Annotated in this window: 8 protein-coding genes; 6 read left to right on the plus strand and 2 right to left on the minus strand. The window is 46.6% G+C overall.

What is annotated here, in order from left to right; all coding sequences use genetic code 11:
• Positions 1–198: 198 nt before the first annotated feature.
• From QUA03_RS01580 to QUA03_RS01600, 5 genes are all read left to right on the plus strand, one after another.
• Positions 199–1,011 (plus strand): ABC transporter ATP-binding protein, encoded by an 813-nt coding sequence (locus QUA03_RS01580; RefSeq protein ID WP_333209100.1) that lies wholly within the window; start codon positions 199–201, stop codon positions 1,009–1,011.
• 168 nt (positions 1,012–1,179) lie between these two features.
• Positions 1,180–1,917: an ABC transporter ATP-binding protein gene (locus QUA03_RS01585; RefSeq protein WP_333209102.1), complete on the plus strand. Its 738-nt coding sequence runs from the start codon at positions 1,180–1,182 to the stop codon at positions 1,915–1,917.
• Positions 1,914–2,774, plus strand: coding sequence for an EamA family transporter (locus tag QUA03_RS01590; RefSeq protein WP_333209104.1), 861 nt, complete (start codon positions 1,914–1,916; stop codon positions 2,772–2,774). Before QUA03_RS01585 ends, QUA03_RS01590 begins: the two co-directional genes overlap by 4 nt.
• A 192-nt stretch (positions 2,775–2,966) precedes the next feature.
• Positions 2,967–6,851 carry a cobaltochelatase subunit CobN gene (cobN, locus tag QUA03_RS01595; protein WP_333209106.1) on the plus strand — a complete coding sequence of 1,295 codons (3,885 nt, stop codon included), beginning with the start codon at positions 2,967–2,969 and terminating at the stop codon, positions 6,849–6,851.
• Between the two features lie 85 nt (positions 6,852–6,936).
• Entirely contained in the window at positions 6,937–8,598 is a 1,662-nt protein-coding gene (locus QUA03_RS01600; RefSeq protein WP_333209107.1) for a hypothetical protein, read from the plus strand.
• Positions 8,599–8,703: 105 nt separating this feature from the next.
• Here QUA03_RS01600 and QUA03_RS01605 read toward each other — a convergent pair whose 3' ends face one another.
• Positions 8,704–9,438 (minus strand): hypothetical protein, encoded by a 735-nt coding sequence (locus tag QUA03_RS01605; protein ID WP_333209109.1) that lies wholly within the window; start codon positions 9,436–9,438, stop codon positions 8,704–8,706.
• 29 nt (positions 9,439–9,467) lie between these two features.
• Positions 9,468–11,546, minus strand: coding sequence for a M64 family metallopeptidase (locus QUA03_RS01610; RefSeq protein ID WP_333209111.1), 2,079 nt, complete (start codon positions 11,544–11,546; stop codon positions 9,468–9,470).
• A 207-nt stretch (positions 11,547–11,753) separates the two neighbouring features.
• Between QUA03_RS01610 and QUA03_RS01615 the strand changes: the two genes are divergently transcribed.
• The gene (locus QUA03_RS01615) at positions 11,754–11,912 is read left to right on the plus strand and encodes a hypothetical protein (RefSeq protein ID WP_333209113.1); all 159 of its coding nucleotides are present in this window, start codon (positions 11,754–11,756) and stop codon (positions 11,910–11,912) included.
• The last annotated feature ends 17 nt before the right edge of the window (positions 11,913–11,929 follow it).

The following is an 11,929-nucleotide window of genomic DNA, read 5'->3' on the forward strand; positions in this document are numbered from 1 at the left end:
TTTGATGAGCCGTCTCAGCCATTTGAATAATTGTGTATACATTCTCATCAAACTGTTTCAGGACTCCGGGCGATCTAAATTTGTGCTTGCCCGTGGTGCAATCGATCGCCCTAAATACTGCTTAAAAAGGGTGACTTTAAGAACATTCGGCAGTCTAAGGCATAATTAGATATCTTATATTCGTTCTATGATGTGTTTATGATTTCCGAACCCCTTACCCTCTCAACAAGCAATCCTGTTTTAGCGGCAAAAGGATTAACTCGTCGTTTTGGTGGTTTAATTGCTGTAAACAACGTATCTTTTACAGTTGAAAAACACGAAATTTTTGGATTAATCGGCCCTAACGGCGCGGGCAAGACAACTCTATTTAATCTAATGACTGGACTGATACCTGCTTCTAGTGGCAACCTGATTTATCAAAATGAAAATATTTCCCAATTGAAGCCTTATCAAATTGCTAATAAAGGTATTGCCAGAACTTTTCAAAATATCCGGTTGTTTGGGGAACTTTCTGCTGTGGAAAATGTGGCGATCGCCCGACACATCCACAGTCGATCGGGCAATCCAGTTTTATCCGTGCTGGCGGGGATTTTCGGCTTGCCAGCATCTAACGCAATGGAACGCAAAACCCAGCGAAAAGCCTTAGAATTGTTGGATTTAGTCGGATTGGGCGATCGCGCGGGCGAACAAGCCAAAAACTTGCCCTACGGCGACCAGAGGCGCTTAGAAATTGCCCGCGCTTTAGCCCTAGAACCGCAAATACTCTTGTTAGATGAACCTGCCGCGGGGATGAATCCCAATGAAAAGCATAAATTAAGCGAATTTATCCGAGAAATACGCCAGCAATTCAATTTAACTGTAATATTGATCGAGCATCATGTACCGCTAGTTATGGGATTGTGCGATCGGATTGCCGTGTTGCATTTCGGTCAGCTTATTGCTTTGGGAGAACCTGCTGTTGTGAGGAATGACCCGGCGGTAATTGAGGCTTATTTGGGAGATGAAACGTAAAAAATATAAATGTTTGCCTGCTCTGACGGGAAACGAGTAAAATTAATAGTTAGCCTTAAATGAATCTTCCAGCCATCTGAAGAGTAATTCAGCTATGAGCCAGGTTTCAACCCCTGGCCCACTGCTAGAAAAGAGACAGTTTTGTTATCAAAAATCCCGTCAAACAAAATGCAACATAGCCCACCTAAAACAAACAAAAACATCCTCTTAGAACTCAAAAATGTTTCTGTAAATTATGGCGGAATTCAAGCCATACAAAATATTGATCTCACGATTAATGCAGGCGAGGTTGTCAGTCTCATCGGTGCCAACGGTGCGGGCAAAAGTACCACCCTGAGAGCGATTTCCAAAATAGTTAATTTGCGGCAAGGACAAATTCTTTATAGCGGGCGCGATATTAGCCGCCGTCAAGCTCACGAAGTTGTGAAATTGGGAATCGCCCACAGTCCCGAAGGGCGGCGGGTTTTGGCCCAGCAAACGGTGTTAACTAACTTGGAATTGGGGGCCTATATTCGATCGGACTCAGCGGCAGTAAAAGCCGATTTAGAGCGCCAATTTGAGATATTTCCGCGCTTAGCAGAAAGGCGCCGCCAGCTAGCAGGAACCCTCAGCGGTGGGGAACAGCAAATGTTGGCGATCGCCCGCGCGTTGATGTCGCGCCCTAAACTGCTATTATTAGACGAGCCTAGTTTAGGCTTAGCACCTGCGATCGTCAAAGAAATTTTTGCAATCATTCAAAACCTCCGCTCCACGGGCGTTACAATCCTTTTAGTGGAACAAAACGCCAGTTTAGCGCTGCAAATTGCCGATCGGGGTTACGTGCTAGAAGCTGGTAATATTACCCTCACAGGTATTGGAGCAGATTTGCTAAACGACGAGCGAGTCAGGAGCGCATATTTAGGTTGACTTGGTTAATTTTTGGAATCTTGACCGCTTTCTTTGAAGCCGTCAAAGACGTTTTTGGCAAACAAAACCTCAAAAAAAGTGACGAATATGTTGTAGCTTGGTCTCTCTCATTTTTTTCAGTCATCTTTTTGATTCCCTGGGTATTTTATACAGGAATTCCGCCATTAAACTCTCAATTTTGGCTCGCTCTATTAATCGGAGGTAGCATCAACGCTGTCACATCCCTCCTCTACATCAAAGCCATTAAAGTATCAGATTTATCCCTCACACTACCGCTGGTAGCTTTGACACCATTATTCATGTTGGTAACTTCACCGCTAATTGTCGGTGAATATCCCAAACTTTTTGACTATATTGGCATTTTACTAATCGTAGTAGGCTCTTATTTATTAAATATAAAAGAGAAACATAAAGGATATTTAGCCCCATTCAAAGCACTGCTGGATGAACCTGGGCCCAAATTGATGTTAATTGTCGCATTACTATGGAGTATTGCCTCCAATTTTGACAAAATAGGAGTTACAAATTCATCCCCTGTTTTTTGGGTATTCTCTTTGTTTGGTACAATCACTGTCTTGCTACTACCAGTTTTATTGTACAAAACCCCAAATTCAGGAGAAAAAATTCTCAAACAATTACCCATGCTAGCTGCTATGGGGTCTTTCAATGCTATTGCAGTGCTTTTTCAAATGCAAGCTTTGACATTAACTTTGGTAGTGCAAGTGATCGCGATTAAGCGCACTAGCGTGTTAATGGGTGTATTGTTCGGTCATTTCATTTTTAAGGAAAAAGATATTCAGCAAAGATTATTAGGGGCCGGAATCATGATTTTAGGAGTTTTATTTATCAGTTTATAGGTTGAGATTTCGGGGACTTTGAGGCTCATTCTCACCCCGAATGTAGGGACGGTGCGCCCGTGTTGGCCCTCTCTCGGTTGGGCGGGAATGACCGGGTTGGGAAACAGGCCCTAGTCTTTATTTACGTATAAGTCATGTTATACTCAAGGCGATCGCACTTTCTCTCACTATTTATTAAAATAAAAAAAATTAATGCACAAAATAGCAGCCACACCCGGAGGTTGGAACCCTGAATCAGAAGGAGTAATTTTTATTCAGCAAACCCCAGCACCAATAGTATTTATTAGTGCTGCTGACACCGACATTCAAACTCTCGCAGCGGCGGCATCCAAAATGCCGGCAGCATTCCCCAAAGTGCGCGCTGTAAACCTGCTTCAATTGCAGCAACAACTAACAATTGACACTTATGCCGAAGAAGTTTTAGAACGCGCCGAGGTCATAATCTTAAGACTTTTAGGAGGGCGTTCTTATTGGTCTTACGGGTTAGAGATTCTGCGGGAAACGGTGCAAAAAACTAACGCCTCACTGATTGTAATGCCGGGAGAAGACAGTCCCGACCCTGATTTAATCAGCCATTCCAATGTATCGCTGTCAGCAGTAAATCAACTTTGGCGCTATTTTACAGAAGGTGGAGTCCAAAACCTTGTTAATGCACTCCAATTTGCTGCCGATACTTGCCTAAAAACTGCTTATAATCCGCCCCTACCTCAAACAGTTTCCCGCGTCGGAATTTATGATTGGAAAAAGCAAATTGAATCGTCTCCAACTTGCGGACACGGGGATATTAGTTCTACATCTAAAGTCGGGATTTTATTTTATCGCGCTCATTACTTATCAGGAAACTTAGCACCAATTGATGCACTTTGTCAAGCTCTAGCAGAGCGAAACTTAGTACCAGTTCCCGTCTTTGTGTCTTCTCTACGTGAACCAGATTTGCAAATAGAATTGCTGGAATATTTTCAACCCAAAGAATCAGAACCTATTCAATTATTGCTCAACACTACAAGTTTTGCAGTCTCCGGTTTTAGCAGCCAAGAACCGGAACAAAATAGTTTAAAATCCTTAGATGTCCCTGTATTGCAAGCAATCTTCAGCGGCGGCGGTTTGGGACAGTGGGAAACTGAATTACAAGGACTTTCTCCCCGCGATGTGGCGATGAATGTAGCATTGCCGGAAGTAGACGGAAAAATTATTACTAGGGCTGTTTCTTTTAAAGCGGTACAGACTTGGAACAGCGAATTAGAAACAGATGTAGTAGGCTATGTAGCAGCGGGCGATCGCATTTCATTTGTAGCAGATTTAACCGCGAATTGGGTGAAGATGAAACAAACCCCAGCCACTAACAGACGCATCGCCATAATTCTCGCAAATTATCCCACCCGCAACGCCCGCTTAGCCAACGGCGTCGGCTTAGATACGCCCGCTAGCTGTGTCGAAATCCTCAAAGCTATGCAGCAAGCAGGCTATCAAATTGAAAACATCCCTGCTAACGGCAACGAGTTAATTGAACTCCTGACTTCGGGCGTGACAAATGACCCGGAAGGACGCGAATTGCGGCCTGTTCATCAATCTTTGGATTTGGCAGAATATGAAGAATATTTTGCGAGTTTGCCCCAGGAAGTGCAAGAGGGAATTTGTAAAAGATGGGGGCTTCCGGGCAGCTATGCACAAGACTTTATAAGTAACAATAGGTCTTTTCCGATTCCGGGGATTCAGTTTGGGAATGTGTTTGTAGGAATTCAACCGTCGCGGGGATATGAAATTGACCCCGCATTAAATTATCACGCCCCAGACTTAGAACCAACTCACAATTATTTAGCTTACTATTATTGGCTGCGCGAAAAGTTGGGAATTGACGCTATAATTCATGCTGGAAAACACGGAAATTTAGAATGGCTTCCCGGTAAAAGTATAGCCTTGTCTAACAAATGTTATCCAGAAGTAGCGTTAGGGGCGTTGCCGAATTTTTATCCGTTCATTGTCAACGATCCGGGGGAAGGTTCCCAAGCAAAAAGACGATCGCAAGCTGTGATTATCGACCACCTGACACCGCCGATGACTCGCGCCGAACTCTACGGGCCTTTGCAGCAGTTGGAAACCTTAATTGACGAGTATTGCGAAGCCCAAAGTTTAGATCCGTCCAGATTGCCCATGATTCGCGATCGCATTCTCGCCCTCACCAACAAAGAAAACTTAGATAAAGACTTAGGAATACAACTAAATAAATCGGAATTTACAGAATTTATCACCCGCACAGATGGCTATCTTTGCGAACTCAAAGAATCCCAAATTCGTGACGGATTGCACATTTTCGGGCAGTGTCCCGAAGGTAGACAGTTGAGAGATTTGATAATTGCGATCGCCCGCCATCCCACCAACGGGCGATCGGGCCTAACCCGCGCCCTAGCAGAAGACTCAGGCTACGATTTCGACCCTTTAACCTGCGATCCAACGTCGATAATTCAGCACCGTACAGCAGGTGATTTAACAGCAGAACTCGAAGAAAAAGCCGCTGAATTAGTAGATAGCTTAATCGAAAATATCCGCGTTTATCCGCGTTTATCTGCGGTTAAAAATATCCAACAAATAGGAGAAGCAACCCAACAAGAATTAGAGTGGATAAATAACTATCTTTTACCTTCCCTCCTCCAAACAAACCAAGAAATTACCAACCTTTTGCGCGGATTAGATGGGCGGCACATACCAAGCGGCGCATCCGGCGCGCCCACTCGCGGCAGACCAGATGTATTGCCCACCGGTCGCAATTTTTACTCAGTAGATATCCGCGCCATTCCCACAGAAACCGCCTGGAGAGTTGGCAGAGTTGCTGCTGAAAATTTAATCGAAAGATACACCCAAGAAAATGGCGAATATCCGAAAACTTTGGGTTTGTCAGTGTGGGGAACATCCACCATGCGGACGGGGGGAGACGACATCGCCGAAGCCTTGGCACTGATAGGAGTTCAACCAGTTTGGGATGGCCCTTCGCGCCGGGTTGTAGATTTTGAAATCTTGCCCGTTTCTGTGTTGGGGCGACCGCGCGTTGATGTTACTTTGCGAATTTCTGGCTTTTTCCGCGATGCTTTTTTTAATTTAATTGATTTGTTTGACAGTGCGGTAAAAGCTGTGGCTGATTTAGAGGAATCGGCAGAAGACAACCCTTTAGCAGCACAAGTTAAGGAAGAGATTTTGTATTGGGAATCTACAGGTTTGAGTCAGGAAGCGGCGCAAGGGCGATCGCAATTTCGAGTGTTTGGCTCAAAACCAGGTGCTTACGGCGCAGGACTTCAAGGCATAATTGAAGCTCAAAACTGGACAGACGACAGCGATTTAGCAAAAGCTTACATTAATTGGAGCAGTTACGCCTATACAAGTACCCCCCCAACCCCCCCTTATCAAGGGGGGGCTAAATCTAATTCTTCTCCTTTACAAGGAGGGGCTAATTCCAACTCTTGTCCCCCCCCTTTACAAGGGGGGGCTAGGGGGGGTGAATGGGGATGTTCTGCACCCGAAGCATTTGAAAAACGCCTCGGCCAAATGCAAATAGTTCTGCAAAACCAAGACAACCGCGAACACGACATCCTCGACTCGGATGATTATTATCAATTCCAAGGCGGAATGACGGCCACAATTCGCAATTTGCAAGGCAAAAATCCTGAAACCTATTTCGGCGACAACTCGATTCCCGAAAATCCGAAAGTGCGGCAACTGAGAGAAGAAATTGCGCGGGTTTATCGCAGCAGGGCTGTAAATCCCAAATGGATAGAAGGTGCGATGCGACACGGTTATAAAGGTGCATTTGAAATTGCAGCAACTGTTGATTTTTTGTTTGCTTACGATGCTACGGCAAATTGTGTAGAGGATTTTATGTATGAAGGAATCGCAGAGGCTTACATTTTTGATGAGAAAGTGCAGGCATTTATTCAAGAAAACAATCCTTGGGCACTGCGAGATATGGCGGAAAGATTGCTAGAAGCTCGTCAGCGCGGGTTGTGGGAGAGTGCGAACCAGGATACATTGGATAAATTGAGGTCGATCGCCCTGCAAGCCGAAGCAGTTATCGAATCCCATACATAAATACTCAAAAGTCACGATCGCGGCGGCAGACGAATGGGCAGTTTGCGGTAATATCTAGTAATGTTTCGCGATCGCTGAAAGCTTTATGATTCGCCGCTACATTGCTAGCATCAGCACCAGCATCCTCAAACGTACCTGCGCCGCAGCCGCTGTATTAGCCGTAACTTTGGGATGTTCGTCAACGAAGCCGCCCAACACCGCAGCGCCATCGGGTTCGATCGACGAATCCGCAGTCCTAGCGCAGTCCCCAACGTCTTTGTTAGCTCAAAACCGCAACAAAACCAGAAAAACCCTCAGCCTTCCCTCTTGCCCGCAAAACGATGCCTTCACGGAGTCAGTTAACTTTGCCACCCAAGCTTCTAATTTGGCTCAATCAGCCAATTCAAAACAAGACTGGGACGAAGTAGCCGCCCTGTGGGTGCAGGCCGTCGCTTGGATGCAAGCCGTTCCCCCCGGCAGTCCCAGACGTGCGTTTGCGGAGAAAAAAGTAATCGAGTACATGAGAAACCTGGTTTATTCCCAGCAGCAAGCGAGCGCAACCAGATCGCAAGCCAGTACAGTCAGCTTCAGCAGCGATTTGCTAAACGAACAACTACAACTTTACCTATCCTACGTTGCTGCAGTCGGCCCACCAGATGTTTTGATTGTCGGCAGTTCCCGCGCATTGCAGGGGGTCGATCCCAGACAGCTAAAACAATCTTTGGCCCAAAGGGGCCGTCCGGGCTTAAAAGTATTTAACTTTTCAGTCAATGGCGCAACTGCACAAGTAGTTGACTTTCAACTGCGGCGGCTTTTGCAGCCCGGTCATTTGCCTCAAATGATTGTCTGGGCCGATGGTGTGCGGGCATTTAACAGCGGCCGGGACGATCGCACTTTTAATTCGATCGTCGATTCTGAAGGCAGTCAACTTTTAGCCGCAGGCGTTCGCCCCGAACTAGAGTTGGATGAACCGAATGTGATTCCCGAGTGTTACAGATTCCCGCAGCCATGCGATAACAACACTTTCCGCAAAGCATTGGCATCTGTCGATCGACCTTTCAGGGGCGGGGAAGATGCCCAACCCCTATTCCCCACAATCAAATCCCTGTCGAGTGGAACGGGCATCTTGCCCATTGCTGACACCCACCCCCCAATCAAATCCCTGTCGAGTGGAACGGGCATCTTGCCCGTTGCCTCAAATGCTACAAGATATGAGTTAAAACCGATCGCAGCGAATGCAGCAACTCATAAAGCACAATTGATTCCAGTTTCGCGACGCACAACAGTAGCCATCAGACAACTCAACCAATTGGCAGAATCGATCGACTCCAACGGATTCATGGCAATGTCGGGCAAGTACAATCCCAACACTTATTATCGAGAACGCGCTTACGTTTCAGGTCAGTACGATGGCGACTACAAAAACTTCAACCTCGGAGGCAAACAAGCAGTAGCCTTTAACTCAGTTGTAGCATTTACCAAAGCTCGCAAAATTCCCCTAATTTTCGTCAATTTACCCCTCACCAACGACTACTTAGACGGAACTCGCCTGCGGGCAGAACAGCAGTTCCGGCAACGAATGCAGCAACTCTCGCGGCAAAAAGGCTTCGCTTTCCGCGACTTTTCGCAGCGGTGGCCGGGCCGCAATGACTATTTTGTTGACCCCAGTCACCTCAACCGCTTTGGGGCGAGTGCAGTTTCTAGCCTACTCGCGGCCGACTCCAGCATTACATGGCCCCGCCCGAAATCCCGAGGTATGGAAGGGTAATACAATTTTCGATTAAAGAATGGGGAATTTTTCTCGTTACCAGGCTCTGCCTGGTAACGCAGATCCAGCTTTCTATTGAGGAAAGAAATTTCCGTCACAAACAGTTTATTGGAGTGCCTGTTGTAGTTCCCCTTGTAGAGTGTTTGGCAATGTCTCCAAGTGAATGCCCTGGAGCTGAGCGACCTTACGCAGTTGCTCACCAAACTGTATGCTGAGTGGTTCAGCAGTGAGTTCTTGACCTGGAGAACCGCCTTTGGCTCGATAGACGGTGATTTGCAGATCCGGTAGAGATGCCAAGGAGATATCCTGCTGCGGAATCCGAACCGTAAATTCATCGCTCGATAGCTCAGTGATATGATGCATCTGCTGTTCTGGAAGACCATCAGGATATGGTAGTCCTCGCACTTCACCCAGTGTGGGGAGCGAGCCAACCGCTATTAGCGTCTGACCAGAGTTGACTTCATAGAGTACCTCACCTTGTAAGTGCTTCTCCATAGTCAGGGAACCTTCCACTGCACGTACACCAATGACAGAAAGTTCTCCGTTCTCAATGTGCAAACGCAAACGAATATATTTCTCTTGAGCCAACTGCTGCTGCATGAGCTTGTCTGATTGCTCTACTTGGTCTGGTCTAGCCTGGGTTTCCAACGATACTGGAGCCATCAATCCCATACCCTCTTCTTCTGATATGGCTGACATGAAGCTCAGACCTTCGCTACCAGGTTCTGGCTGGCTGGGCATGACTCCCGGTTGAATTTGGGCTACCTCACTCATCTGAGGAAGTTGAACGTTCTCTCTGGAGGAAGGCAGTTCCTCTTCCTTCCTAGATTTGGATGTCAATTTATCAATCATGGTTAGGCTCCTTCTTATTACCAATTGCGACCGTAGCGATAGTTGTGAATCCAGCGGTAGTAAATTTTCTGGAGTGAGAGGACGGGATTTGCTCGGATCATGCCAAACCAGTTTTGGTTATGAACAAATAGATCGCGCTTGCCAGCAACTCCCTCGTAATTACAAGGAATAAACTGGTCAACTGCTCCTAAATTCCATTCGCCGACCCAATCCTCAACCCAATTAGAGCTTAGAGCAGAACCATTGGAAATCATCGTTCCAAGGTATTCCCGCGACCAGTCTTTGCAGTTGTATACAAAGAGATCGACTTTGCCATCACCATTGATATCGGCAAGGTAGTGAGAGTCATTTTTACGCATCTGCCAACCAGGAACGGTGTCATCATAACGCTTCACCATGTTCAGGACAGCACCATTCGAGCTGAGCATCCCCAGGTATGCCATCGACCAGTCCTGCCCATTGAAGATATACAGATCCGCTTTCCCATCTCCGTTGAAGTCACCCACATAGTGCTGGTCATTGGGTTTCATTTGCCAGCCCGGTAGAGTATTGTCATAACGCTTCACCATGGATAGGAAGGTACTCTGTGAACGCAGAATGCCTAAATACGGTATGGACCAGTCTGAGCCATTGAACACCCACAAGTCTTCTTTTCCATCTCCGTCGAAGTCACCCACGTAATGCCGATCGTTCTTGCCCATCTGCCAACTGGGGAGGCTACCGTCGTAGCGTTTCACCAGGGAAAATCCTGACCCTGTAGACCTCAACATTCCCAGATAGGGGGTAGGCCACTCCACACCGTTGAAGACAAACAGGTCTTTCTTGCCATCGCCATCAAAGTCAGCCACATAAAAGCGATCGCTCTTTTGGAATTGCCAACCGGGCATCGAGTCATCGTAACGAGCAACCAACTCTAGACCATTGTTGCCATCATCGACAAGCAACCCAAGATATTCCATCCCCCAATCAGTACTATTGTAAATTACGACTTCATCTTTACCGTCCCCATTAAAATCGCCGATATAGAATTGGTCATTCGGTTTAAATTGCCAGGAACCTGGAACTCTTTCCACTACACTAAAAACCATGTCGAGTTTAGAGCCATTGGAGCGGTAGATTTGGATCGAGTTGTCGTTATGAACGAGCAGGTCGTCCTTACCGTCGCCGTTAAAGTCCCCCGCATAGCACTTGGAAAAGGTTCGTCCCGTATACGGGTGATGTTTTTCTTTGAGCGCAGTGTAACATACCGGGCAAAATGGGGGCGAGTTCCCGCGCATGCGACAATTTTCCACTGGTCGGTAAATACCCTTGTCGCGATATTGTGCCCCTTCAAATAGACCCACATCCTGACTACTGCTCCAACCTAACGGTTTCGTTCCCTGATTATGGTTAGTGCAGGCTCCCGAGTTTGGCGAGGCATTGACTCCCGTGGGAACTGGGGTCGCGGGGTTGACAAATCGCCTCCACTTGAGCGTTGCTCGGTTACTATTGACGGTAATATTGACAGATCCTGGCTCTCCACCAATATAAGTGCCTGGTTGGCAGTACTCGTCTGCTAAATTGCCAATCCCATGTCCAAATTCATGAGCCATCACTTCCCAACTTGAGCCAAGGGTAACGTGTTGTTTATTCCCCCACGCGCAGCCACCGAAGCCAGATTCATTGAGGATAATCAAAACAAGGTCGTAATCGGGGACCCAGGTGTTGAGGGCATTTTGAACGAGGGTTGCCGTGTTAGCACCCTCTTCCAACCAACAGTGCGCCCAAGAACCGTTGAAAATGTACCTAAGTGCTGTATTTCGCAGGGTCGTACTGACAATTACGTCATCGCTGGGGTCGGCGGGAGTTCCCTTTTCGTCATAAACTCGCTGGCTGACCCCTGAATCGTTAGAGATCAGGTTGACTCGGTAAATGTTGAAAGCTTGAGCATCTTCATAGAAATAATCATGACCGAACACTCCATCTAGAAGAATCTCTTTGACTTTTTGGTTATAAACGTTCTGGTCGGCTTCTGCGAAGCCGTCTCCAAGGACAGCGATGTTGCGTTTATTTCCTGGAGGACCAGCTTTGAGAATTTGCGTCATGCTATCAGGCATAATTAACGCCTCCTTTATTTCTGCTAGTTGTAGATCAATACTGCTCAAAATAAACTTTGGAAACAATACGACGATCCGCGTATATGATTATGAATAAATTGCAACAAACTACCTTTTGAGTAGCCTCAACCTTTCCAGCACCACCATCACAGCCACCGTCCGGGTTTCCTTGTTATTAGTGGTTACCACCCCACGAGCGGCAGGGCTGTGGTTTATTCAGATAAAAATGTCAGCAAGTTGTTTGATAGCAATCCCAATATCGTCCCAATGATGAATATTTATCAATTTAACCGCAGTGAGTGCGATTTAAATTACAATCAGAAAGGATTAGAGGGAGTTGTCAGTGTCGATAGAGCAGAGGGTTGATGTCATTGCCGTATTTG

It is taken from the genome of Microcoleus sp. S36b_A4 (assembly GCF_036700645.1).
Lineage (GTDB): Bacteria > Cyanobacteriota > Cyanobacteriia > Cyanobacteriales > Microcoleaceae > Microcoleus.